Origin of the sequence: Subtercola sp. Z020 (assembly GCF_002931235.1) — a bacterium.
Classification (GTDB): domain Bacteria; phylum Actinomycetota; class Actinomycetes; order Actinomycetales; family Microbacteriaceae; genus Subtercola.
In genome coordinates this window covers 42637-67795 of record NZ_PSTT01000094.1, presented here as the reverse complement: position 1 = coordinate 67795, position 25159 = coordinate 42637, and the positions used below count along the sequence as shown (strand labels likewise).

General features: G+C 68.7%; 21 protein-coding genes and 1 pseudogene. 9 read left to right on the top strand and 13 right to left on the bottom strand.

The window, feature by feature from the left end; translation table 11 throughout:
• Positions 1 to 3 precede the first annotated feature (3 nt).
• The 4 genes from C5B96_RS11915 to C5B96_RS11900 are packed head-to-tail and all read right to left on the bottom strand — an operon-like array spanning position 4 to position 4828.
• Positions 4 to 1530: a dihydrolipoamide acetyltransferase family protein gene (locus tag C5B96_RS11915; protein WP_104245578.1), complete on the bottom strand. Its 1527-nt coding sequence runs from the start codon at positions 1528 to 1530 to the stop codon at positions 4 to 6.
• Positions 1531 to 1580: 50 nt separating this feature from the next.
• Positions 1581 to 2567, bottom strand: a complete 987-nt coding sequence (locus C5B96_RS11910) for an alpha-ketoacid dehydrogenase subunit beta (RefSeq protein ID WP_199176640.1) — start codon at positions 2565 to 2567, stop codon at positions 1581 to 1583.
• Positions 2567 to 3688, bottom strand: coding sequence for a thiamine pyrophosphate-dependent dehydrogenase E1 component subunit alpha (locus C5B96_RS11905; protein WP_104245577.1), 1122 nt, complete (start codon positions 3686 to 3688; stop codon positions 2567 to 2569). Before C5B96_RS11905 ends, C5B96_RS11910 begins: the two co-directional genes overlap by 1 nt.
• Positions 3689 to 3721: 33 nt before the next feature.
• Positions 3722 to 4828 carry a histidinol-phosphate transaminase gene (locus C5B96_RS11900; RefSeq protein ID WP_104245576.1) on the bottom strand — a complete coding sequence of 369 codons (1107 nt, stop codon included), beginning with the start codon at positions 4826 to 4828 and terminating at the stop codon, positions 3722 to 3724.
• A 249-nt stretch (positions 4829 to 5077) separates the two neighbouring features.
• Here C5B96_RS11900 and C5B96_RS11895 point away from each other — a divergent pair, with 249 nt between their 5' ends.
• From C5B96_RS11895 to purB, 5 genes are read left to right on the top strand one after another with little or no spacing between them, the layout of a single operon-like run.
• The gene (locus tag C5B96_RS11895) at positions 5078 to 7456 is read left to right on the top strand and encodes a glycosyltransferase family 4 protein (RefSeq protein ID WP_104245575.1); all 2379 of its coding nucleotides are present in this window, start codon (positions 5078 to 5080) and stop codon (positions 7454 to 7456) included.
• Positions 7453 to 8772: a glycosyltransferase gene (locus C5B96_RS11890; protein WP_104245574.1), complete on the top strand. Its 1320-nt coding sequence runs from the start codon at positions 7453 to 7455 to the stop codon at positions 8770 to 8772. Before C5B96_RS11895 ends, C5B96_RS11890 begins: the two co-directional genes overlap by 4 nt.
• A gap of 7 nt (positions 8773 to 8779) precedes the next feature.
• A complete protein-coding gene (locus C5B96_RS11885) occupies positions 8780 to 9190 on the top strand; it encodes a phage holin family protein (protein ID WP_104245573.1) in 411 nt (136 codons plus the stop codon).
• 34 nt (positions 9191 to 9224) lie between these two features.
• Positions 9225 to 9830 carry a low molecular weight protein-tyrosine-phosphatase gene (locus C5B96_RS11880; protein WP_104245572.1) on the top strand — a complete coding sequence of 202 codons (606 nt, stop codon included), beginning with the start codon at positions 9225 to 9227 and terminating at the stop codon, positions 9828 to 9830.
• Positions 9827 to 11209, top strand: a complete 1383-nt coding sequence (gene purB, locus C5B96_RS11875; RefSeq protein WP_104245571.1) for an adenylosuccinate lyase — start codon at positions 9827 to 9829, stop codon at positions 11207 to 11209. The genes C5B96_RS11880 and purB overlap by 4 nt, the downstream gene beginning before the upstream one ends.
• Positions 11210 to 11328: 119 nt before the next feature.
• Here purB and C5B96_RS11870 read toward each other — a convergent pair whose 3' ends face one another.
• The 7 genes and pseudogenes from C5B96_RS11870 to rpsF form a co-directional block, all read right to left on the bottom strand.
• Positions 11329 to 11667 carry a hypothetical protein gene (locus C5B96_RS11870; protein ID WP_199176639.1) on the bottom strand — a complete coding sequence of 113 codons (339 nt, stop codon included), beginning with the start codon at positions 11665 to 11667 and terminating at the stop codon, positions 11329 to 11331.
• Positions 11664 to 12305 (bottom strand): hypothetical protein, encoded by a 642-nt coding sequence (locus C5B96_RS11865; RefSeq protein WP_233189172.1) that lies wholly within the window; start codon positions 12303 to 12305, stop codon positions 11664 to 11666. Before C5B96_RS11865 ends, C5B96_RS11870 begins: the two co-directional genes overlap by 4 nt.
• A gap of 151 nt (positions 12306 to 12456) precedes the next feature.
• Positions 12457 to 13833, bottom strand: coding sequence for a replicative DNA helicase (dnaB, locus tag C5B96_RS11860; RefSeq protein WP_104245569.1), 1377 nt, complete (start codon positions 13831 to 13833; stop codon positions 12457 to 12459).
• Positions 13834 to 14212: 379 nt separating this feature from the next.
• The gene (gene rplI, locus C5B96_RS11855) at positions 14213 to 14665 is read right to left on the bottom strand and encodes a 50S ribosomal protein L9 (protein WP_104245568.1); all 453 of its coding nucleotides are present in this window, start codon (positions 14663 to 14665) and stop codon (positions 14213 to 14215) included.
• Positions 14666 to 14676: 11 nt separating this feature from the next.
• Complete coding sequence (gene rpsR, locus C5B96_RS11850) at positions 14677 to 14940, bottom strand: 30S ribosomal protein S18 (RefSeq protein ID WP_104245567.1); 264 nt, start codon at positions 14938 to 14940, stop codon at positions 14677 to 14679.
• Between the two features lie 27 nt (positions 14941 to 14967).
• Complete coding sequence (locus tag C5B96_RS11845; protein WP_104245566.1) at positions 14968 to 15489, bottom strand: single-stranded DNA-binding protein; 522 nt, start codon at positions 15487 to 15489, stop codon at positions 14968 to 14970.
• Positions 15490 to 15636: 147 nt separating this feature from the next.
• A pseudogene (gene rpsF, locus C5B96_RS11840) lies at positions 15637 to 15966 on the bottom strand (30S ribosomal protein S6); the annotation flags it as partial.
• 193 nt (positions 15967 to 16159) lie between these two features.
• On the opposite strand from rpsF, the gene C5B96_RS11835 reads away from it, so the two are divergent.
• The gene (locus C5B96_RS11835) at positions 16160 to 17425 is read left to right on the top strand and encodes a glycosyltransferase (RefSeq protein WP_104245564.1); all 1266 of its coding nucleotides are present in this window, start codon (positions 16160 to 16162) and stop codon (positions 17423 to 17425) included.
• Positions 17426 to 17485: 60 nt separating this feature from the next.
• Positions 17486 to 18556, top strand: coding sequence for an inositol-3-phosphate synthase (locus tag C5B96_RS11830; RefSeq protein WP_104245563.1), 1071 nt, complete (start codon positions 17486 to 17488; stop codon positions 18554 to 18556).
• Between the two features lie 117 nt (positions 18557 to 18673).
• On the opposite strand, the gene C5B96_RS11825 is transcribed toward C5B96_RS11830, so the two are convergent.
• The gene (locus C5B96_RS11825) at positions 18674 to 20101 is read right to left on the bottom strand and encodes a CCA tRNA nucleotidyltransferase (RefSeq protein ID WP_104245562.1); all 1428 of its coding nucleotides are present in this window, start codon (positions 20099 to 20101) and stop codon (positions 18674 to 18676) included.
• A gap of 79 nt (positions 20102 to 20180) precedes the next feature.
• Between C5B96_RS11825 and C5B96_RS11820 the strand changes: the two genes are divergently transcribed.
• Both C5B96_RS11820 and murJ read left to right on the top strand, forming a co-directional pair.
• Positions 20181 to 22640, top strand: coding sequence for a DUF6049 family protein (locus C5B96_RS11820; protein ID WP_104245561.1), 2460 nt, complete (start codon positions 20181 to 20183; stop codon positions 22638 to 22640).
• Complete coding sequence (murJ, locus tag C5B96_RS11815) at positions 22633 to 24246, top strand: murein biosynthesis integral membrane protein MurJ (protein WP_233189171.1); 1614 nt, start codon at positions 22633 to 22635, stop codon at positions 24244 to 24246. Before C5B96_RS11820 ends, murJ begins: the two co-directional genes overlap by 8 nt.
• Positions 24247 to 24266: 20 nt before the next feature.
• Here the strand turns inward: murJ and C5B96_RS11810 are convergent, their stop codons facing one another.
• Positions 24267 to 25073, bottom strand: coding sequence for an alpha/beta fold hydrolase (locus tag C5B96_RS11810; protein ID WP_233189170.1), 807 nt, complete (start codon positions 25071 to 25073; stop codon positions 24267 to 24269).
• Between the last annotated feature and the right edge of the window lie 86 nt (positions 25074 to 25159).

Genomic DNA, 25159 nt, shown 5'->3' with positions numbered 1-25159 from the left:
CGATCAGTCCAGCAGCAGAGCGGGCTCCTCCACGATGGCCGCCACGTCTGCCAGGAACCGGCTCGCCACGTCGCCGTCGACGACACGGTGGTCGAAGCTCGCGCCGAGCGTCGTCACGTACCGCACGCGAACCTCGCCGTCGACGACCCAGGGCTTCTGCTTGATCGTTCCGAGGGCGATGATGGCCACCTCGCCGGGGTTCAGGATCGGGGTTCCCGTGTCCATGCCGAAGACGCCGATGTTGGTGATCGTGATCGTGCCGTTCGCCATGTCCGCCGGGCTCGTGCGACCCTCGCGCGCCGTCAGCGTCAGCTGCTCGAGCGCGGTCGCGAGCTGCAGCATCGTCATCGACTGCGCGTCTTTGACGTTCGGCACGAGAAGTCCGCGCGGTGTCGCCGCCGCGATGCCGAGATTCACGTAGTTGCGCACAATGATCTCTTTGTCGGTCCAGGCCGAGTTCACCATCGGGTTGCGCCGCACGGCCCAGATGATCGCCTTCGCGAGAATGAGCAGGGGAGAGACCTTCACGCCCGCGAAGTCCGCCGAGGTGCGCAACCGTTTGACGTACTCCATCGTGCGGGAGGCATCCACATCGACGAACAGGCCGACATGGGGAGCGGTGAACGCGCTCGACACCATCGCCTTCGCGATCTGCTTGCGCACGCCCTTCACCGGGATGCGTTCCTCACGCTCATCGGCCCACTGCGGCGTCTCGATGTTGTGGAAGACCTTCGCCTGCGACGCGTGACGGATCACGTCGTCGCGGGTGATGTCACCGATCAGGCCGGTCGGAGTGACCTCGTTGAGGTTCACGTCCAGATCCTTCGCGAGCTTGCGGATCGGCGGCTTCGCGATCACCGGCAGCCCGGTGACGGCGGGGGAGGAGTGGCCGATCGGGCGAGTGCCTGCTGCCGCGGCATCCCCCGCCCCGCCGACGACCGCCGACGCCGGCCCGGAGGCGACGGCGGGTGCAGCCGTGCGCGCCGGGGCCTGCGCGGGTGCGGGAACGACGGCTGCCGCGGCCGGCGACACTCCCGGGATCACCGGTGCACCGGCGGCCCGCGGGCGACGACGACTCGAGACGTGGCCCTTCGTGCCGTAGCCGACGAGCACGGCCCCGGTCGCCTCGTCGGCCGGAGCCGGTGCAGGAGCCGGAGCCGGTGCCGGTGCCGGCGCGCTCACCGCAGCCGACACCGGGGCGCCAGCCGCAGCCGATACCGACGGCTCCGACGTCGCGACCGGCTCCACCTCGGCCACGACCTGCTCGGGCGCCGCGGAGGCGTCAGCGCGAGACCCCGTCACCCGGATGATCGGCGTACCCACCTCGACAGTCGTTCCTTCGCCCACCATCAGCTCGCCGACGACGCCCTCGAAGGGCGACGGCAGCTCGACGAGCGACTTCGCCGTCTCGATCTCGACGATCACCTGGTTGATGGCGATGGTGTCGCCCGCGGCGACGTGCCACGTCACGATCTCGGCCTCGGTCAGTCCCTCGCCCACATCGGGCAGCCTGAACAGCGAATCGGTCATGTGAACTCCTGAGGGTCAGCGAGGGTCGAGAAAAGGGGCGATCGGGCGGGTCAGTAGGCGAGCGCCCGGTCGACGGCCTCGAGAACGCGGTCGGCGTCGGGAAGGTAGAACGACTCGATCTTCGACGGAGGGTAGGGGGTGTCGAAGCCCGACACCCGCAGAACGGGGGATTCGAGGGAGTAGAAGGCCCGCTCGGCGACGGTCGCCGCGATCTCCGAACCGACGCTCGCGAAACCGGTCGCCTCCTGGCAGACCACGAGGCGACCGGTCTTCTCGACGGAGGCCAGAATCGGCGCGTAGTCGACGGGGCTCAGCGAGCGCAGGTCGAGCACCTCGATGCTCACACCCTCCTCCGCCGCGACCTGGGCCGCCGCGAGCAGCGTGGCGACCATTGCGCCGTGCCCGACGATCGTGACGTCGGTTCCGGTTCGGACGACCCGGGTCGAGTGCAGCTCGGCCGCACTCCGGGAGAAGTCGACGGGCCCCTTCGGCCAGTACCGGCTCTTCGGCTCGAAGAACAGCACGGGGTCGTTCGAGGCGATGGCCTCCTGGATCATCCAGTACCCGTCATTCGGGGTGCTCGGGCTGACGACGCGCAGGCCCGCGGTGTGGGCGAAGTAGGCCTCGGGGCTCTCCTGGTGATGCTCGACGGCGCCGATGTGCCCACCGTAGGGCACGCGGATGACCACGGGCATCTGCACCGCTCCGGCCGTTCGACTCGTCAGCTTCGCCAGCTGCGTCGTGATCTGGTCGAACGCCGGGAAGATGAAGCCGTCGAACTGGATCTCGCAGACGGGCCGGTAGCCCCGCATGGCCAGTCCGATCGCCGTTCCGACGATTCCCGACTCCGCCAGGGGCGTGTCGATGACGCGGCGGGTGCCGAACTCCTCCTGCAGCCCCTCCGTCACCCGGAAGACGCCACCGAGCTTGCCGATGTCCTCTCCCATCAGCAGCACTTTCTCGTCTGCCGCGAGCGCGGCGCGGAGGCCGGCGTTCAGCGCCTTGGCGAGGGGGATCTCTTCGGTCACGGCGGCCATCAGGCACCTTCCTTCAGCGACGCCTCGTAGGCATCCAGCCAGGCCTGCTGCTCCGCCATCACCGGGTGGGGCTCGGAGTACACGTTCTCGAAGATCGCCGAGAGGGCCGGCGGCCCGAGTTCGAGGGTGCGGTGGCGCACATCGGCCGAGACGTCGTCTGCCTCCTGCTGCACCTCGTCGAAGAACGCGTCGCTCGCACCGAGGCCGCGGAGATAGGCGGCGAACCGGATGATCGGGTCTCTCGCCACCCAGTGGGCGAGCTGCTCGGGGGTCTGGTACCGGGTGGGGTCATCCGACGTCGTGTGAGCACCGATGCGATACGTGAGCGCCTCGATCAAGGCCGGGCCGCGCCCGGAACGGGCGTCATCCAGATGCTTGCGCGTCGTCGCGTAGCTGGCCAGAACGTCGTTGCCGTCGATCTGCACCGTCGGAATGCCGAAGCCCCGCGGCCGCAGGTAGAGGGGCGTTCGCGACTGCGTCGTGACCGGAACCGAGATCGCCCAGTGGTTGTTCTGCAGAAAGAAGACCTGCGGGGTCTGGTTGCTCGCCGAGAAGACGAAGGCCTCGCTCACGTCACCCTGGCTGGTGGCACCGTCACCGAAATATGCCATCACGGCTATATCTCTCTCGACATTGCCGGTGGCGACGAGACCGTCGAACTGCACGCCCATCGCGTACCCCGTCGCGTGCAGGGCGTGCGACCCGATCACGAGGCAGTAGTTGCGGAAGTTGCCATTCGCCGGGTCGGTCGGATCCCAGCCGCCCATGCTGACGCCGCGCATGACCTTGACGATGTCGACGACATCGATGCCGCGCACCAGGGCCACGGCGTGCTCCCGGTAGCTCGGAAAGATCACATCCTGGGGCCGCGACGCCCTGGCCGAACCGACCTGCGCAGCCTCCTGGCCGTGGCTCGGCGGCCACAGCCCCATCTGGCCCTGGCGCTGCAGGTTGGTGCACTCCTCGTCGAACCGGCGGGTGATCGCCATGTCGCGGTAGAACTGCCGGTGGTCTTCGTCGCTCAGACCGTCGAGAAAGGGAAGGTACTCCTCCGCGGCCTCGTTCGGTGCGAACGTACCGTCGATGGAGAGGAACTGAACGGTCGGCGAGACATCTGCCACCTGGCTACCTCATGATTCTGTGTTGGGCCAGCTTCACAGTATCGGCTGGGAGGAGGGCACGTTTAGGAGGGATTCGACAATGTCTTGCGTAGAAGCCAAGAGTTTCTCCACAGATTCCGTCTCGCCGATCGAGATTCGAATGCCCTCGGGCGGGAACGGTCGGGCCATGATCCCGTTGCGGAGGAGAATCTCGGCTGCGGCCTCGGTGTGCTCGCCCGTGCTGAGCCAGACGAAGTTGCCCTGCGGATCAGGCACCGACCAGCCCTGCTCGGTGAGGCCGGCCCAGATCGTCGCACGCAGGCGAGCGATGTGGGCGACGCGCTCGAGAAGCTCGTCTTCATGGTCGAGGGAGGCCATGGCGGCGAGCTGCGCGTGGTGCGTTACGGCGAGCGGGATGCTGGCGCTCCGCGCTGCGTCGAGCACCGCTGCGGGGCCGAAGCCGTAACCGATGCGAAGGCCGGCGAGCCCGTAGGCCTTCGAGAACGTGCGCAGCACGACGAGATTCGGGTAGCGGGAGAGCAGCGGCACACCGTGCACCGCTTCGGGGTCGGTCACGAACTCGGCATATGCCTCATCGAGAATGACCAGCAGATCATCCGGGACCATCGCCATGAACGCGGCGAACTCGCTCTCGGTCACGATCGTGCTCGTGGGGTTGTTCGGGGTGCACACGATGACGACGCGCGTGCGGTCGGTGATGGCGCGGGCCATCGCGGGCAGATCGTGACCGTGGTCGGCGCGGTTCGGAACGCGGACGCTCGACGCGCCGCTCAGCACGGGCAGCAGGGGATAGGCCTCGAACGAGCGCCAGGAGTAGAGCACCTCGTCGCCGGTGCTCGCTGCCGCCGTGACGAGCTGCGCGAGCAGCGAGACCGAGCCGGCGCCGATGATGACCTGCTCGGGCAGCAGTCCGTATCGCTCAGCGAGTCGCTGCGACAACTCGGGGGCGTGCCCGTTGGGGTAGCGGTGCAGAACCTCTGTCGCACGCTGGGTGGCCTTCAGCACACCGGGCAGCGGGGGGAACGGGTTCTCGTTCGAGGAGAGCTTGAACCCGCCCTCGACCGACCTGCCCTGCCGGTAGGCGGGCATGGCCACGATTTCCGGGCGCAGCTTCACCGGGGGAGCTTCGGGAACATCCATTGCGCCAGTTTATTGCCCCGGCCCGAAAGGGCCCCCTCCTCACCCGATCTGACCGCGTTCCCGCATGTTTGCTGGGTGTTCGTCGACAGGAAGTTGCCGAGGCGCGCTGAACACGCTTCACTGGAGCGAGCGCGGGCACACCGAACCCGCACTCATCTATCCCCCTTCTCCAGGCGCGTCTCGCAGAGCGCCTGAGCCCCGTGCCCCGCGCCCAGCGCCGCCGGACCGGTCCGCACGATCAGAGGCACCATGAATCTCGACCAGACACTCGCTCAGCTGCACCAGACGCCCTTCCTCCTCGATGTACTGCGATCGGCCGAACTGCTCGCCGATTCGGTCGACCGGTTCGGTGACGAATCCGTCGCGGCACTGAAGCAGCTGGTCGATGACGAGACCGACTCCCTCACAGCGATCGTCGCGGTGCATGCCCTCGCACGCATCTACGACGACAGCGCCGAAACGGTGCTCTCCGACCTGCTCTCCTCCGAACGCCCGTACCTGCGGGAGCACGCGACCTGGGCCTTCTGGACCCGTCTGCCCCGACTGGATGCCATCAGCCGCCTCGTTGCGGGTGTCATCTCGGGCGGTTTCACCGGTGCCCTGGCCCAGCGCACCCTGCAGCAGTGGGCGCAGGCCACTCCCGACCATGTCGCGCTCGCTCTGGAGGGCGCCCTCGCCGGGTCGACCGACGACGCCGCCCGCGCCCGCCTCGCAGAGACCCTCGGACTCGTGCAGGGCCGCGTCGCCGGTCGCGCCCTCTGCCAGCTCGCCGCCGACCCCGCTGAGGCCTCCGTCGTGCGCGTGGCCGCCATGGCCGCGCTCGGCGACCGCTCGGCAGACCCGCGTGCCTCTGCCGTCGTACAGGAATACGCCGAACTCCCCGGTGAACTGGGAGATGTCGCCCGCCTCGCCGCCTTCGACATCGGGCTCGTGCTCGACCCGCCGCCGCACCTCTGGCCGTCGAACCGCCGTGCGCCCCGAGCCGGGCTCACCGTCGCGCAACTCTTTCTGCACGCCGACATCGACCGCGGCCTGACCAAAGCGGGCGCGGGTGACAACGGGGGCATCGCGACCCTGCTCGTACGCCTCGGCGATGCGTTGCTGGCCGAAGACGGCATCGACCGGGTGATCACTCTCTCCCGCGGGTCGGCCGCTGCGTCGCTGGCCGCCCTGCCGGGTGAGCACTCGTGGCTGGGGCTCGGGCTGGAGCAGGGCCACGAGGGTTCGGCTCCGGATGCTCGGCAGCAGCACATCCTCGCCCCCGTTCCCCTGCTCGCCGAACCCGCCTCGACGGCGAGCGCCTGGCCCACCCGTGTCGCCGCGGAGCGGGGCATCCGCCGCGCCCTGCTCGCGCTCGGGCCTGTGGATGTTCTGCACCTCCGCATGGCGGAGGTCGGCAGCATGGCGGCGGCCACGGTGGCGGCCCGGCTGGGCATCCCCGTCGTCTTCACCCTCGCGCCCGACCCGCACGGGGTCATCCATGCGCTCGACATGGCCGGCACGCTGACGCGAAGCTCGTTCGGCCTCGTCGACGAGCACGAGCACTACTGGTTCCGCACGCGTCTCGTGCAGCGCCTGTCGGAGCAGTCGGCGCACACGGTGCTCTTCCCCCGGCCCGACCTCCGGAACGACCTGCGCGAGCTGCTCGGAATCGACATCGACAGCGATCCGGCCCGGTACACGGTGGTGCCGGAGGGCATCGACGTCTCGGTCATCGAGGTGGCCCTGGGCGAGGCGCAGGCTCGCCTGGCCGCGCCGCACGCGGAGCCCGGCTCGACGAAGCCCGCCGCCACCGTGACTGCGTTCGACGAACTCGACGACCTGGTGCGCGCCCTGCCGAGCCATCGCCACGGGCTCCCGCTCGCCATCAGCGTCGGCCGCCTGCACCACGTGAAGGGCATGGCGACGATCGTCGAGGCCTGGGCCTCAGACCCAGTTCTCCGCGCATCGAACAACCTGATCCTCGTCGGCGGCGACCTTTGCCACCCCTCAGCGGACGAGCAGGGCCAGCTCGACCGCATCGCCGCGACCCTCGCCGAGTACCCCGAGGCCCGTGACGGCCTCATTCTCGCCGGCCACCGCCCGAACGACATCGTCGCACGCTGGCTCGGCGCGGTGCGCTTCGGAAGCCCCGGCCTCATCGCTCCCCACGGAATCTACGTCTGCGGCAGCCTCAAGGAGGAGTTCGGCATCGCCCTGCTCGAGGCGATGGCGGCGGGTCTCGTCGTCATCGCGCCGAACGGCGGCGGACCGGCGACCTACGTCGCCGACGGAATCACCGGCTTCCTCGTCGACACCCGCGCGACCGCGGGCATCCGCACCGGACTCCGCTCGGCCGTCGAACTCGCCGCCGCACCGACCGCCGACGACGACGCCCGCATAGCCCGGGCCCAGGGGCTGATCCGCGACGAGTTCACGATCGACGCCATGGCGCACGCCCTCACCGCCGTCTACCGCAGAGTCGCAGACGCTGCTGCCGACGCCACCGCCGCAGGCATTCATACGCCCGCCGCCGCCGGCAAGCCCGCCGCCAGCACGCCCTTCACCACGGGCGCCACAGGCACCGCAGGTGCCACCGGCACCGCAGGCACCACCGGCTCAGCCCCGCACATCGAGTACGCGCCGTGACCCTGCTCGTCATCAGCCCCGACTACGCCTCACACCTCCTGCCGCTCGCGACCCTCGCCACCGCCTGGCAGGATCGCGGCGAGGAGGTGGTCGTGGCCACCGGACCGGCGACCGCGGCCATCGTCGAATCGTTCGGGTTCTCACGGGTCAACCTCCAGTTGGGCCGGGGCTCCAACCCCGGCGTCATTCGTGCCGAAGACCAGCCGACGGGGGAAGACGACGCCCTGAGGGGGTTCTTCGCCGCCACCCGCATCGGAATGGTCGAGACCCTACGATTCCAAGCCGAGGGCCGCAGCAACGACCTCCTCTTCGATCCGGTGGAGAAAGCGCGCGAAGTTCAGGCTGTGGTGGAGAAGACGAACCCCGACCGCATCATCGTCGACCACCTTGCTTTCGGCGCCCGTCTCGGCCTCGACGCCGCAGGCATCTCGTACGGCGACGTCGTGCTCGGCCACCCGAGCGCGCTTCCCCTCGGAGACGAGGTGTACGGGCATCCACCGTTCTGGCCGGCGGCCTTCTCGCCCACACCGCACGCCCTCGCGCAGCTCAGGGAACTGAACGAACGCATCAGCGCTGAATTCACTGCCGAATGGAACGCCGCACTCGCGATCCTCAACCCGGCCGCTCCGCCCTCGCGCGATGCCTTCGCCGAGCACGGCGACCTACTGCTGCTGAACTACCCCGAGGCCCTGCACCCTGCGACCCGCACCGCTCTGCTCCCACCACACGTCTTTCTCGGCTCGGCGGTGCGCACCGAACCCCGCGACGAGCAGGTCGAGGCCTGGCTCGACGCGAGCACCACACCCGTCGTCTACGTGAGCTTCGGCAGCTTCCTCTCGGTACGGGCAGACGTGCTGGCACGAGTCGTCGACGCCCTCCGCCCCCTCGACGTGAGGGTCGCCCTCGCCTCCGGCTCCTCCGACCCCCGCCTGTTCGAAGACGTGCCGAAGAACTGGCTGGTCAGGGGCTTCCTCCCGCAGGTCACCCTGCTCGCCCGGGCCTCGCTCGTCGTCACGCACGGTGGCAACAACAGCGTGACGGAGGCCACCACCGCGGGCGTTCCGCAGCTGGTGCTCCCGTTCTCCACCGACCAGTTCGCCGGGGCCGCAGGCGTCGTCGACGCCGGCATCGGCCTCGCCCTCGACCCGAACAGCGCCAGCGTCGACGAGCTGCGTGCGGCGATCATCCCCCTGCTCGACGACGACGCCGGGTTCGCCGCCCGAGCCCGCGCACTCGGCGAGAGCCTCCGCAGCGTGCCGGGCCGCCAACGGGCCTACGACTTCCTGGCTTCCCCGCCCGCCCCAGAACTGGGATAGTAAGGGCATGCGCAGATTCCTCGTCTCTCTCGTCGCGAACGCCATCGCCCTCTGGGCCACCGTTCAGGTCGTTCAGGGCGTGAATCTCGTCGCCTACGACAGTGGCGTCGCCGCCGCGATCGTCTCGTACCTCTTCGTCGCCCTCGTGTTCGGCATCGTGAACGGCGTCATCGGCACCGCCATCCGGGTGGTCGCCTTCCCGCTCTACATCCTGACCCTCGGCCTGATCTCGCTCATCGTGAACGCCGTGCTGCTGCTGCTCGCCGGCTGGATCACGAGCCTCTTCGGCTTCGGTCTCACCGTCGACGGCTTCTGGTGGGCCGTGCTCGGGGCGCTGGTGCTGGCCGTGCTCAGCGCGATCATCGGCGCCATTCTGAAGGCGATCTTCCGCGTCGGCCGCCTCGAGGGCCGCCGGTAGCAGTCTCGGGCACCCGCCCTGAGACAATGGAGTCATGCCTGCCGACCGCGCCCCGCTGACCGACGGCGTCTTCCGCGTCTGCATGGTCTGCACCGGCAACATCTGCCGCTCCCCGATGGCAGAGGTCGTGCTGCGTGAGCTCGTTCGAAAGGGCGGGTTGGATGATCGCATCGCCGTGTCATCTGCTGGCACCGGCGACTGGCACGTCGGTGAACAGGCCGACCCCCGCACCCTCACGTCGCTGGAGAAGCACGGCTACGACGGGCATCCACACCGCGCGCGCCAGTTCGATCCCGACTGGTTCGCCGACCTCGACCTCGTCGTCGTGCTCGACCGCAGCCACGAGCGCGTGGTCAAAGACTGGGCGGCCAACGACGCCGACCGTTCGAAGGTTCGGCTGCTCTCGAGCTTCGACCCCGAGTCGGGTGCTCAGGTCGATGTACCCGATCCCTACTACTCGACCCCCGCGCTCTTCGACCAGGTTCTCGAGACGATCGAGCGCTCGTGCCGCGCACTCTTCGCCCAGCTCGAACCTGCGCTGAGGCACACACCCCCGACCACCCCCGCCGTCACCGCAGACGCAGCAGCCGCCGCGCTGCGCGATGCCGCGGCACCCACCAGCTCCGGAGCACCGTCATGACCCTGCCCACCCAGCCCCTCAGCCCGCTCGACGGCCGGTACCAGAAGGCCGTCTCGGGCCTCGGCGAATACCTCTCCGAAGCCGGTCTGAACCGCGCGCGCGTCGAGGTCGAAGTCGAGTGGCTGCTCTTCCTCACCGACCACGGGTTCTTCGGCGCACCCCGCCCCACCGAAGACCAGGTGCGCAGCCTCCGAAGCCTCGTCACCGACTTCGGCCAGGCAGAGATCGACGAGCTCGCCGGCCTCGAAGCCGTGACGCGCCATGACGTGAAGGCCGTCGAGTACCTCGTGCGCAACCGCCTCGAGCAGCTCGGGCTCGCCGAGGTCGCTGAACTCACCCACTTCGCCTGCACCAGCGAAGACATCAACAATCTCGCGTACGCGCTCACGATCCGGCAGGCCGTCTCAGAGGTGTGGATGCCCGCCCTCCGCGCGGTCGTTGCAGAACTCCGGCGCCGGGCACTCGACTACCGCGATGCTCCGATGCTCGCCCGCACCCACGGCCAGCCCGCCACACCCACCACGATGGGCAAAGAGCTGGCTGTCTTCGTCTACCGGCTGGAACGCATCATCCGTCAGCTCGAACAGACCGAATACCTCGCGAAGTTCAGCGGCGCGACCGGAACCTTCGCCGCCCACCTCGCCGCCGATGCGGGCATCGACTGGCCGTGGGTCTCGGAGGAGTTCGTGACCTCGCTCGGCCTCACCTGGAACCCGCTCACCACCCAGATCGAGTCGCACGACTGGCAGGCCGAGCTCTACCAGCGCGTGGCGCACGCCAACCGCGTGCTGCACAACCTGTGCACCGACGTGTGGACGTACATCTCGCTCGGCTACTTCACGCAGATCCCCGTGGCCGGTGCCACCGGGTCGTCGACCATGCCGCACAAGATCAACCCGATCCGCTTCGAGAACGCGGAGGCCAACCTCGAGCTGTCGAGCGCGTTGCTCGATTCGCTCAGCCAGACCCTCGTCACGTCACGCCTGCAGCGCGACCTCACCGACTCGAGCACGCAGCGCAACATCGGCGTCGCCCTCGGTCACTCGCTGCTGGCGCTCGACAACATCCTCGGCGGCCTGGGCCAGATCTCGCTGAACGAGGAGGTGCTGGCAGCCGACCTCGACGACAACTGGGAGGTGCTCGGCGAGGCGATCCAGACCGTCGTGCGCGCGGAGATCACGGCCGGGCGCAGCTCGATCAGTGACCCGTACGCGCTGCTGAAGGAGCTGACCCGCGGGAAGAAGATCGGCCAGGCCGAACTCGTCGCGTTCGTCTCGGCCCTCGACATCGGCGACGAGGCGAAGGCGCGACTCCTCGCGCTCACGCCCGCCACCTACACCGGCCTGGCGAGCGCTCTCGTCGACCACCTCTCGGCCTGACCCGTCCCGCCAACCCGCTGCCCGGGGCCTGACCCGACCCGCCAGCCCGCTGCCCGGCAGCGTCGCGCGGGAGCGTGTCCTGGCCGACGACGAGCTTCGGGGATGCTGGCCAGGGCGAGTCAGTGGCCCTTCGGGCCGGGGCCGAGGTAAGGGCCCGAGACGCCGCCAGTGCCACCGGTGCCGCCCGCGCCGCCGTCGACGGAGCCGGAGCCGCCGCCCTCGCCGCGCATCTCCTGCTGCTCCGCCGCGTTCGGCTTGAACGTGAGCGTGAACATCGCGATGACCACCAGCGACACGATGAACGCGATGCCGAAGAAGATCACGGCGAGCAGCGGCTGGCGTGTCGAGAGCAGCACGGTGAGCCCCACGAAGACGGCGAGAATCGCCGAGATCACCACCAGCTCGACGGGCTTCAGAATCTCGCGGCGGGTGGGCTTGGTGGGTTCTTGGGAGGTCACGAGGTCGTTTCTTGGCTCAGCGGTGCGGCGTGCTCGACGTGGGGGCCCCAGCGCAGGGAGAGACCGCCGATCACGAGGAAGATGGCGAGGATGACGGCGTAGCCCCCGAAGAGGCCGACGGCGGTGACGATGTCGAGCGGGATGATCAGGAAGACGAGAGCGAGAACCGCCGTGAAGCCTCCGACGGCCAGCCAGTCCTTCGCGGCAGCAGCGTCGTCGGCCCGAGAGTCGCCGCCCCGGGCAGCACCGTCGCGCGCACCGCCGGACTCCCGCGGCATCCGGCTGCGAAGCCCCGCGTAGATCTCCAGCGCCCCCGTCAGCGCCCCGAACAGGGTCACGAGGTAGAGGAAGTACGGAACGCCGCCCTCGTTGAAGACCAGCGCGAGTGCGCCGACCAGCACACCGATGACACCCTGCGCCACGAACAGGCGGCGGGTGAGCCGCACGGCGACGAAGCGCGGCGAGAGCAGAGCCACCAGGAGCCCCGACACGATGGCGTACATGCCGAAGACGAACAGCCCCACCTGAGACGAGTGGTTGAGGCTGAAAGCGAGGAACAGGCCCACCACCAGCGCCGGCACAGCCCGGGCGACCGGTACACCCCAATAGGGCGATCGGCGGACTGCCTGGCTGCTCACGTGACTGGCCTCTTCTCGTACGTGCTGACCATCCATTGTATTGCGCCACGCCTGAGAGGCGCCCCGGCCGAAAGCAGCCAAGGCACAGGCAGGCACGAGCCCGAAAGCACCCCCGGCGGCCGGAGGCGCCCCACCCGCATGCTCGCGACGACTACGCGTGCGGCATGTCCGCGAAGCGCGAGAAGTGCCCGTGGAACCCGACGGTCACGGTCGCCGTCGGCCCGTTGCGGTGCTTGGCGACGATGAGGTCGGCTTCGCCGGCGCGGGGGTTGTCCTTCTCGTAGGCCGATTCGCGGTGCAGCAGGATGACCATGTCTGCATCCTGCTCGAGCGAACCCGACTCGCGGAGGTCGGAGAGCGCCGGCTTCTTGTCGGCGCGCTGTTCGGGGCCACGGTTCAGCTGCGAGAGCGCGATGACCGGAACCTGCAGCTCCTTCGCCATGAGCTTCAGCGCACGGGAGAACTCGCTCACCTCCTGCTGGCGCGACTCGACGCGCTTGCCGGAGGTCATCAGCTGCAGGTAGTCGATGACGACCATCTTCAGCCCCACCCGCTGCTTCAGCCGCCGGCATTTCGCGCGGATCTCGACGAGCGTCATGTTCGGGCTGTCGTCGATGTAGAGCGGCGCGTCGTTGATGCGGCCACGGGTCGCCGCGATCTTCGTCCAGTCCTGGCTCTCGACGGTTCCCTTGCGCATGCTCTGCAGGGGGATGGATGACTCGGCCGAGAGCAGGCGCATCGCGATCTCGCTGCGCCCCATCTCGAGCGAGAAGAAGATCGACGGCATGTCGTGCTTGATCGACGCAGCGCGCGCGAAGTCGAGCGCGAGCGTCGACTTTCCGAGCGCAGGACGGGCGGCGACGATGATCAGCTGGCCCGGGTGCAGCCCGTTCGTCAGCATGTCGAGCTCGGCGAAGCCCGTGGGCACGCCGGTCATCTGGCCTTCTCGCCCCTTGGCCGCCTCGATCTCATCGATGGCCGCGGTCACCGCGGTGGTGAGGGGCACATAATCTTCGGTCTCGGTGTTGCCGTTCACGGCGTAGATCTCGGCCTGGGCGTTGTTCACCAGGTCCATCACCTCGCCCTCGCTGGCGTACCCCATCTGCACGATGCGCGTGCCCGCCTCGACGAGGCGACGGAGAATGGCCTTCTCGGCGACGATGGAGGCGTAGTAGCCGGCGTTGGCTGCGGTCGGCACGAGGCTCGTGAGCGTGTGCAGGTACTCGGCACCGCCGGCGCGGGTCAGGTCGCCCGACTTGGTGAGCTCGTCGGTGACCGCGATGACGTCGGTGGGCTCGCCGTGCGAGTACAGGTTCAGGATCGCGTCGAAGACGAACTCGTGCTTCGGAATGTAGAAGTCGGCGCCTCGGACGACCTCGACGACGTCGGCCACGGCGTCTTTGCTGAGCAGCATTCCGCCCAGGGCGCTCTGCTCGGCGAGCAGGTCGTGCGGTGGCGTGCGCTCGTGCCCCCGGGTCTCCCCGATGCTGCGCGTTTCGCCGGTCAGACCGAGATGAGCGATCGACACCCGAACTCCTCTCCTTGTGGCTTCAGGCTTACCGCCACCGTCTGACACCCGTGGAATGTGACACGCGGATGATGCTGGCTAAGACTAGGAAGCCAGCCAGACCCGCCACAAATCGAGCTGTGCATAACTCTGTGCACTAATCACGTGAAACACGGCGCGTCTTGTGTACAAGGTGTGGAATCAGCTGTGGACAGCAGAATTCTTTTAGCACTGAATAGCCGTCTGACCAGCCCTTTGGCGAATCCACACCCTGTGGACGAATGGATGTCTGAATGCACGGTTGAACCTTGAACATCCGACACGCCCTGTGTACAAAACACTTGACAAAAACGACGAAGGAGGGAGGCGCTCGAAAGCGCCCCCCTCCTTCGGGTCACAGCTATTTTGCGGCGACGACCTGGATGGTGATGGTCGCGCTGAGGTCGTCACGGAGGCGGATGGAAGCCTCGTGAGTGCCCGTGGACTTGATCGGCGTGGTGATCTCCACCTTGCGGCGATCGATCGATCCGTAGCCCGCTGCAGCAACGGCGTCAGCGATCGCGCTCGTCTTGACGGAGCCGAACAGACGACCCTCCTTGCCGGCCTTGACGGCGAGCTTGACGACGTTGTTCTCGAGAACCTGCTTGAGGTGCTGGGCCTCTTCGATGGTCTTGAGCTCACGCGCGGAACGAGCAGCCTTGATCGATTCGATCTGCTTCTCGCCACCGCGGCTCCACGTCACCGCGAAGCCCTGGGGGATGAGGTAGTTGCGGGCGAAGCCGTTCTTGACCTCGACGACGTCACCTGCTGAACCGAGGCCGGAGACCTCGTGGGTGAGAATGAGTTTCGACATTGTGTGAGTTCCTACCTGCCCGAGCCGGCGTACGGCAGCAGGGCCATCTCGCGGGCGTTCTTGACTGCACGGGCGATGAGGCGCTGCTCCTGCACAGAAACGCCGGTGATGCGACGAGCACGGATCTTTCCGCGCTCGGAGATGAACTTGCGGAGGGTGTTGACGTCTTTGTAGTCGATGACGCCGACGCGGATCGACTTCGCGGGGGCGGCATTCTTGCCGTCTTTCCCCTTGCGGATCGGCTTGCGGCGGTCGCCGCTGCTCTTTCCAGCCATGGTTGTCTGCTTTCTGAAAGGTGAAGTTTAGAAGGGGGTTTCGTCGCTGTAGCTGCCCGGAGTGTTCCAGACATCAGCGCCGCCACCGGAGTTCGCCGAAGCGGGAGCGGATGCTGCCCACGGCTCGTCGCCGCCACTGCTGGCGACCTGGCCTCGACCGCCGCCACCACCGGCACCGCCGGAGGAGGAGGCGCGGGTGACCTGGGCCGTTGCGTAGCGCAGGCTGGGACCGATCTCGTCGACCTCGAGCTCGATCGAGGTGCGCTTCTCGCCCTCTTTCGTCTCGTAGGAACGCTGCCGCAGGCGACCGGTCGCAACGACACGGGAGCCCTTCGTCAGAGAACCGGCCACGTGCTCGGCGAATTCACGCCAGACACTTGCACGAAGGAACAGTGCTTCGCCATCTTTCCAGTCGTTCGACGCACGGTCGAAGGTGCGCGGCGTGGATGCGATGGTGAAGTTGGCAACCGCCAGCCCGTTCTGCGTGTAACGCAGCTCGGGATCGCCGGTGAGGTTACCGACCACAGTGATTACGGTTTCGCCAGCCATGGTCGACTACTCAGCGGATGCAGCGGCCGCCGGGGCAGCAGCAGGCTTCGACGGAGCAGCCTTGACGGCAGCAGCAGCGCGCGCGGCGGGAGCCGACGACGACGCGGGTGCCGACGGAGCCGACGACGAAGCCGACGACTTCGGGTTGGCAGCAGCGCGGGCGGCCTTGGCCTCAGCGAGCTTCGCGGCTTCGGCGACCTGCGCCATGGCCTCTTCGGCACGCAGCACCTTGGTGCGCATGACGGCTTCGGAGAGCTTCAGCTGGCGGTCGAGCTCCTTGGTGGAGTCTGCCGTTGCAGTCAGCTTCACGACGGCGTAGATGCCCTCGGTCTTCTTGTTGATCTCGTACGCCAGGCGACGACGACCCCAGATGTCGACGTTGTCGACGGTGCCACCATCTTTGCGGATGACGTTGAGGAACTTGTCGAGGCTCGGAGCCACGGTGCGCTCATCGATTTCTGGATCGAGGATGACCATGAGTTCGTATTTGTGCGTCACTAACCCACCTCCTTTGGTCTTGTCGGCCACAGACGATCTGTGACAGGAGGGTGTGTGCAGCAGTCATGACCCGCGTGAGAGAACCCCACTGGGTGTAGACAACCTGTAGAGCCTACCAGAACGGTGCCGCCGGTGGGGGTGGAAGCTCGGGAGCGCAGATAGAGTTGCCGACGTGGAGCTGAAGCGCGTCGGTCTGGTGTCGCTGCACACCTCCCCCCTCGAGACTCCGGGGTCGGCCGATGCCGGCGGACTGAACGTCTACGTGGTCGCCCTCGCCGAGCAGCTCGCAGCCCTCGGTTACGAACCCGAGCTCATCACCCGGGCGGCCAGCCCCGAGCATCCGCAGACCGGGTACACCGAGGCCGGCGTGCCGGTGCGCTTCCTGCAGGCCGGGCCCCGCGAGCCGGTGCCGAAAGCCGACCTCGCCCGCCACATGTATGCCTTTCGGGATGCCCTGCGGGAGCTGCCGCGCTTCGACATCCTGCACTCCCACTACTGGCTCTCTGGCGCTGCCGCGCTGGCGGTCGCCGAGCAACAGGGCGTTCCGCACATCCAGAGCCTGCACACCGTTGCGGCCCTGAAGAACGCGCACCTCGCGCCCGGCGACCGGCCCGAGCCCGTCGAACGGCTGTGGGGCGAGCAGCGGCTGGTGCAGGAGTCGGCTTTCACGATCAGCTCCACTGTGGAGGAGAAGACCGCGGTCGTCGAGTCGTACGGCGCCGACCCCGACCGCGTGCTGGTGATCCCGCCGGGTGTCGACCGGTCGCTGTTCCACCCGGCGCAGGGTTTCGGGGCTGCAGGCGGTTCGATTCCGGGCGGTTCGGCTCCGGGCGGTTCGGCTCCGGATGCGCAGCCGCTGGGCGGGCGGGCGGCGAGAACAGCGAGACCCGGCATCCTGACCCTCGGTCGCATCCAGCCGCTGAAGGGGCAGGATCTGGCGATCAGGGCCCTCGCCACCATTCCGGCGGAACGCCGACCGCTGCTCACCATCGCCGGCGCGCCGACACCGGGCGAGAAGAAGTTCGAGCGATCGCTGCACACCCTCGTCGACGATCTCGGCCTGGGCGGTGACGTCGTCTTCGTCGGAACCCAGACCCGGCAGGCCGCTGCCGCCCTGATCAGGGAGTCTGCGCTGCTGCTCATTCCGTCCCATTCGGAGACATTCGGGCTCGTCGCGCTCGAGGCGGCAGCGTCGGGCACACCGGTGATCGCGTCGAACTCGACCGGAACGGGCAGCTCGGTCTCGCATCTCTCGACCGGGATGCTGCTGCCGAGCCGGGAACCGGCCGTGTGGGGCAGGGCCATCGATGCGCTCCTCAGCGACCCGGCCGGGCTGGCGAGCCTGTCGGCGAGTGCCGCCCGGCATGCCGAGCTGCACACCTGGCGACTGACCGCCGAGCTCACGGTCGAGGCCTACCGGCGGGCACTCCGCCTCTAGCGCGCTACTAAGCTGGAAACTGTTTGCCAGAAGTCAACAGTCGAAGGAAGCACACGCCACATGGGTATCAAGGTTGCAATCGCGGGCGTCGGAAACTGTGCGAACTCTCTGGTGCAGGGTGTGACCTTCTACCGCGACGCGCCCGTCGACGAGCCGGTTCCGGGGCTGATGCACGTGCAGTTCGGCCGCTACCACGTCGGTGACATCAGCTTCGTCGCCGCATTCGACGTCGATGCGGCCAAGGTGGGTCTCGACCTGGCAGATGCCATCTGGGCGAGCGAGAACAATACGCTGAAGTTCGCTGACGTGGCCGCTTCGGGCGTCACCGTGCAGCGCGGCCCGACCTTCGACGGCCTGGGGGAGTACTACCGCCAGTTGGTCGAGGAGTCGGATGCGCCCGCCGTCGACGTGGTCGCTGCCCTCCGCGAGGGCGGCGCAGACGTGCTCGTCTGCTACCTGCCCGTGGGGTCGGACGAGGCCGTGAAGTTCTACGCGCAGGCCGCCATCGATGCGGGTGTGGCCTTCGTCAACGCGGTGCCGGTGTTCGTGGCGAGCGATCCGGTGTGGGCGGCGAAGTTCCGCGACGCCGGTGTTCCGATCGTCGGCGACGACATCAAGAGCCAGGTCGGAGCGACCATCACGCACCGGGTGCTCGCCCGCCTGATGGAGAGCCGCGGCATCCAGCTCGACCACACGTACCAGCTGAACGTGGGCGGCAACATGGACTTCAAGAACATGCTGGAGCGCAAGCGGCTGCAGTCGAAGAAGATCTCGAAGACGCAGTCCGTGACGAGCAACATCGACATCGAGCTGCCCGAGCGCGACATCCACATCGGGCCGAGCGACCACGTGCCGTGGCTCGACGACCGCAAGTTCGCGTTCGTGCGCCTCGAGGGCCACGGCTTCGGCAACGCGCCGATCAGCTTGGAGTACAAGCTCGAGGTGTGGGATTCGCCGAACAGCGCGGGTGTCGTCATCGACGCGCTGCGGGCCGCAGCGATCGCGCGCGACGCGGGGCTCGGCGGCCCTGTCGAGTCGGCGTCGGCCTACTTCATGAAGAGCCCGTCGGCGCAGCTCCCCGACGACGAGGCGCGCGCCGCCCTCGAGGCGTTCATCGCCGCGCACACCTGAGCCACGGGCGCGCCCGCTCGGCGCCCCGGGCCGCCTGGCGCGCCAGCTCGCCGAGCCTAAGCGAGGAGCACAGGGCCGTCAGGCCCATGGGCGACGCAACGCCCGCCCACTCCTCGGTTACGCCCGCGCCGCCGCCCAGGCGAGCAGGCGCCGGGTCGCCTCCTCCTCGCCGAGCGGCCCCTCCTCGAGGCGCAGCTCGAGCAGAAAACGGTAGGCCTCGCCGACCTCACGCCCGGGCGTGATGCCGAGAATCCGCATGATCTGCTCACCGTCGAGGTCGGGCCGGGTCGAATTGAGCTCCTCCTGCTCCGCGAGCGCGGCGATCCGCGCCTCGAGGTCGTCGTAGGCGAATGACAGGCGGTCGGCCTTCCGAACGTTACGGGTGGTGACATCGGCCCGCACCAGGATGTGCAGACGCTCAAGGAGGGGGCCGGCATCCCGCACGTAGCGTCGAACCGCGGAATCGGTCCACGCGCCCTCGGTGTAGCCGAAGAACCGGAGGTGCAGCTCGATCAGCCGGGAGACCGCCGCGATCGTGTCGTTGTCGAAGCGCAGCGCACGCAGGCGCTTCTTCGCGAGCTTCGAACCCACGACATCGTGGTGGTAGAACGACACCACGCCGCCCGGCTCGAGCTTGCGCGTCGCCGGCTTGCCGATGTCGTGCAGCAGAGCCGCCAACCGCAGCACAAGATCGGGCGCGCCGGGGAAGTCCCGCGAGCGCTCCAGGTCGATCGCCTGGTCGAGCACGGTCAGGCTGTGCTGGTAGACGTCTTTGTGGTGGTGGTGCTCGTCCATCTCGAGGCTGAGCGCGGGGATCTCGGGCAGCACATACGCCGCGAGACCCGAATCGACGAGCAGTTCGATTCCGCGGCGCGGCGCGGGGGAGAGCAGCAGCTTGCTCAGCTCTTCGTTCACCCGTTCGGCCGAGATGATCTCGATGCGCCCCGCCATCTCGTCGAGGGCGAAGCGCGTCTCGTCGTCGACCGTGAAGCCGAGCTGGGCCGTGAACCGCACGGCTCGAAGCATGCGCAGGGGGTCGTCGCCGAACGACACCTCGGGCGTCGACGGGGTGCGCAGGATGCCGGCCAGCAGATCATCCATCCCGCCCGACGGGTCGACCAGCACCCGGTCGGGCAGACGCAGCGCCAGGGCGTTCACCGTGAAGTCGCGGCGCAACAGGTCGGACTCGAGTGAGGTGCCGAATTCGACTGACGGCTTACGGGTGACCTGGTCGTAGACGTCTGAACGGTACGTCGTGATCTCCACGGTCTCGCCGCCGATGCGGGCGCCGATCGTGCCGTAGGCCCGCCCGATGTCCCAGTGGGCGTCGGCGAGCGGTTTCACGATGCGGAGGATCTCATCGGGCGTCGCATCGGTCGTCAGGTCGAGGTCGTGAACCGCCCGGCCGAGAAAGGCGTCGCGCACCGGCCCGCCGACGAGGGCGAGGTCGTGCCCGGCCGCCCTGAACACCTCCGCCAGCACCGAGATGGGCGGTTTCGAAGCCAGCTCGGCCAGGAACGCGAGGGAGTCAGACACGGGTTGCACCCCGTTACCCTACTTGCCGACGGTGGCGCCCAGCGAGGCCTTCACGGTCTGCTCAGGCCGAGACCCTAGAATCACAGGCATGGATGCGGCGTTAGATTCGGGCGTCCGCCGCAGCCCGAGACGCGTCTTCCGGTCGGTCTCGGCGGGCGGTCCCCGGCGTCTCGTGGCGGGTCTGGCTGTCGCCGGTGTCGTGCTGATCGGGATGCTCGGCGGCACCGATGCGGCACGCGCCGACAGCACCCCCGCCCCCACGCCGGCCGACGCACCCGCTACGGCGCCAGCGACATCCACCGCGGCACCGACTGACGCACCCACCGATGGCGGGGGCGTGACCGTCGCCCTCGCACCCGACGCCGCCGGAGTGCTGCAGCCCGGCCAAGACCTCGCGATGACGATCAGCGTCACCAACACCACGGCCTCCGCCCTGCCGGCCGGAACCGTTCGCGCCTGGCTCGACCGCGCCGAACTCGGTACGCGGGCCGCTCTCGACACCTGGCTGACCCCGTCGACGGGCGCCACACCCGCAGCGGATTCCCTCGCCGTCGACATCCCCACGGCCGCCGTCGCGCCCGGAACCACCGGCACCTTCCGCGCAGCGCTGCCCGCCGCCGGGCTCGGGCTCAGTGGCTTCGGCGCCTACGGCCTCGAAGCCCGGTACACCGCGTCGACCACCCTCGTCGACTCCCGCAGCACCATCGTCTGGTCGGTCGACGCTCCCACCAGGGAGGCGTCGGTCGCGGTCATCATGCCGCTCACGGTGCCGGCCGGATCCCGGGGGCTGCTCACGCCCGCCGAGCTCGAGACGTACACAGCGAGCGGCGGAGTGCTGGAGCTGAAACTCGACTCGGTCATCGGCCGCCAGGTGACGCTCGCGATCGACCCGATGGTCATCGTGTCGATCCGCGTGCTCGGCACCGCGGCCCCGCAGTCGGCGCTCGACTGGCTCGCACGCCTCGCCTCGGCGCCGAACCCGACCTTTCCGCTGGCCTACGGCGACGCCGACATCAGCGTCGAGCGGCAGGCCGGCGCGGCGGCGATGCTCGAACCGACGTCGTTCGACTACGCGCTGTCGGCGTCGAACTTCCAGTCGACGCCGAGTCCCGATCCGTTCGGCCGGGAGACATCGTCGGCCGGTGCCGGCGCCGGGGCCGCGGCGGGCGGTGCCGGTGCGGCCGGCACGACGTCAGATGCGGCCGGCGCCCCCTCCTCCGGCACGACTGACCCCACGACTGCCGCCACGACAGCCCCGACCCCCGACCCCATCCCGGCCAGCCCGCCCGGCACGCTCCCCTCCTTCGCCGAGCTCACCTCCTGGAACTACACCCGCACCGACCTCGCCTGGCCCGCCGCCGGCACCGTGACGACAGACGACCTCGACTTCTTCGCTGCGGGCGGGCGCCCCACGAGCATCCTGAGTTCCACCAATGTCGCCCTCCCCTCGTCGGTCGACGGGCTGACCCCGAGTGCTCCCGCCACCATCGGCGACAAACGCGCCGTCATCGTCGATGCGGGGCTCTCGGATGCCCTGCAGAACGCCTCGACGGCCACAACGGGCACGGCTCGTGACGCCGCCCTCGCCGAGCTGTCGGGCATCCTCGCCGTGGTCGACGCCCAGACCGGCGACACCCCCACCGCGCTCGTCGCCGACCTCGGGCGACCGGCACCCGCCGCCGCCGCGCAGATCGACAGCGCACTCGACGCACTCGACACGCTGCCGTGGTCGACGGCCCGCAGCCTGGCCGAGGTGCTCACCGCCGCCCCGCTGGGCGTGAGCGTGCAGAACAGCGACGAGCCGGCCAGCCGCAAGGCGACCGTCAGCGCGATGCTGGCCTACGAGAAGCAGGTCGACGACTTCTCCTCCGTCGCGGCGAAGCCCGAACTCCTCACGGGCAACCAGCGCGCCACACTTCTGGCCGTTCTCGCGCAGTCCTGGGCCGCCGACCCCGACGGTCGAACCGCCGCCGAGGCCGACTACGCCACCCTGACCTCGACGACGCTCGACTCGGTGAAGATCATCGACGGCAGCAACATCAACCTCTTCGCCACCAGCAGCGAGGTTCCGGTGCTGATCAGCAACGAGCTGAACCAGCCGGTGACGGTCGACCTGCAGGTCACCCCCTCGAACGGTCGCCTCGTGGTCGAGCCCGGCCGCATCGAGGTCGTCGTCGAGGCGAAGTCGCAGAAGACCGCGCGCGTGCCCGTGAAGGCTGCCGTGGCGAGCGGCCAGGTGGACCTGCGCCTCGACCTCTACAGCCCCTCCGGAGTCACCATCAGCCAGGCAGCCCCCCGCCAGATCAACGTGAGCGCCGACTGGGAGGGCATCGGCACGATCGTCATCGGGGTGCTGGCGGTGGGGCTGCTCGCGTTCGGCATCGTGCGCCAGGTGCAGAAGCGGCGGCGCGCGAAGGCGGCAGCCGCTGCGGGCGAGCCTTCCGAGGCGGCTCCGGATGCCGCGGCAGACGCTGGCGCGGGAACTGTCGCCACACCCGCCGCGGCCGACCCGGGAGCGCACCCGACGGCTGGCGAAGACCGTGGCTGAGCGCAGCATCGGCCGCTCGAGCGCCCTGCTCGCCGGCGGAACGATCATCTCCCGCATCCTCGGCTTCGTGAAGACGATCGTGTTGATCCAGGCGATCGGCGTCTTTGCGGTCGGCGATGCGTTCGCTGCGGCCAACCAGCTGCCGAACACCATCTACGTCATTGTCGCCGGCGGTGCCCTGAGCGCCGTGCTCGTGCCCCAGATCGTGCAGAGCGCATTGCATCTCGACGGCGGCAGGGCCTACATCAACAAGCTCGTCACGATCGCCCTGGCGGTGCTCGCCGTCGCCGCACTCGTCGCAACGGTGTTGGCGCCCTGGCTGGTCTCCATCACCGTGCACGACTTCGCGCCCAACCAGGCCGCCCTCGCGACCGCCTTCGCCTACTGGTGCCTCCCGCAGATCTTCTTCTACGGCGTCTACACGATCCTCGGCGAGGTTCTGAACGCCCGCAATTCCTTCGGCCCGTTCACGCTCGCCCCGATCGTGAACAACGTCGTCTCCCTCGCCGGTTTGGTCGTCTTCCTCGCCATCTACGGCTCCGACGCGGCCGGCAGTCGCCCCTTTTCGTGGTGGACGCCCGATTCGATCGCCCTGCTCGCCGGCTCGGCGACGCTCGGCATCGCGGTGCAGGGCCTCATTCTCTTCGCCTTCTGGCGCCGGGTCGGCCTCTCGTACCGCCCGGACTTCCGCTGGAGGGGAGTCGGGCTGGCGCAGACGGGTCGCATCGCCGGCTGGTCGTTCGGCATGATCCTCGTGAGCACCGCGGCCGGCCTCGTCGAGACGAACGTCGTCTCCACCGCGTCGGGCAACGACGCGTCGGTGGCCGTGCTGCAGTACGCCTGGCTGATCTTCATGCTCCCGCACTCCATCGTCGCGGTCTCCATCGCAACGGCCTACTTCACGCGTATGAGCGAGAACGCCAGCGCCAAGCGCCTCGATCTGGTGCGCGCCGATCTCGGCGCATCCATCCGCCAGATCACCGTCGTCATGGTGCTCGCCGCTGTCGTGCTCCTGGTGGCCTCCTATCCCTTCGGGCGGGTCTTCGCCGAGAACTACCCGGGCGCTCTCGCCATCGGCAACGTGCTCATCGCCTTCCTGATCGGGCTTCCCGCGTTCAGCATCCTCTTCGTGCTGCAACGGGCCTTCTTCGCCATCGGCGACACGCGCACACCCTTCTTCACCAACCTCTTCCAGGGCGTCGTCTTCGCCGCCGGATGCCTTGTGGTTCTCTTCGTCATACCGAAAGACCTGGTCGGCTCGGCTGTAGCCCTCATGCTCTCTGTGGCGGGAGTGCTGCAGGCGGTGGTGGCGGCTGTTCTGCTGCGGAGACGGCTCGGAGGCAGCGTTCGGCGCACCCTCTCGAGTTTCGCGAAAGACGCGCTCGCTGCACTGCCCGCTGCCATCGCCGGTGCAGTCGTTTTCCTCCTCCTCGGGGGAAGTTCAGACGGCGGGTTCGCGATGTCGGGTCGGTTCCAGGCGATCGTCTCGATGGTCGTCATCGGTATCGTCATGCTGGGCGTCTACGCCCTGGCGCTCCGCGTGGTGCGCTCGAGCGAGCTCACCGATGCCGCCGGCCCCATCCTCCGCCGACTGCGCCGCTCCTAGCGCCGCTGCCCGCGCTTTTCTCAGCGCCGCTGCGGGCTCGACTGCTCGGCCAGGAACGGCCGCACGAGGTCGAGCACCGGCCCCGACGGGAAGAGGGTGTCGCCGTGCCCGCGGCCCGGCAGCGGCTCGAAGCGCGCGTGCGGCATCAGCGCCGCGGCCCGCTCGGAATCGCGGTAGCGCCCCCGATCATCCGTTCCCGCCAGCAGCAGGCTGGGTGTCTGGATGCTCGGCAGACGCGCCTCGTCGACACCCTCTTCGACGTCGAGCCGCCGAAAGTACGCCTGCAGGGCCATCGGGTCGTTCGCGAGGAACGCGTTCACCGTCGCCGCATCGAGTGTGACGCCGGCCTCCGCCTCCCAGCCGTCGACGAAGGCCTGCATGCCGCCCGAACCGAGCGCCTCGTCGTAGCCGGGGAAGAACAGCGAACTCACGACGCCAGAGCCGATTCGGTAACTGCCCCCGGCTGAGATGAAGGAGAGCAGGCGTTCGGGGTGCGTCTCGGCGAGCGTGAAACCGACCCGCGCGCCGAACGAGTAGCCGAGGTAGTGGGCCGCATCGATGCCGGCGGCCTCGTAGACGGCCAGCAGGTCGCCGATGACCAAGGACATGGCGTAGTCGTCCCTGCCGTGCGGCTTGCCGCTCAGGCCGTGCCCCCGCATGTCGACGAGAATCAGGCGGTAGTCGTCCTTCAGGGCCCTGACGTAGCCGAACCCGCGCCAGATCGCACGGGAGAGGGCCGAGCCGTGCACCATCACGAGCGGGATGCCCGATCCGGTCTCCTGGAAGGCGATACGTGTTCCGTCGACGGGATTGAAGGCTTCGCTCACCCCTCCATCATGCCTGTGCATAACCCGATGGCGCCGGAATACGGGGCGGATAGGATGTGTTGAAGCTTTCGTAACACAGAGTCGGT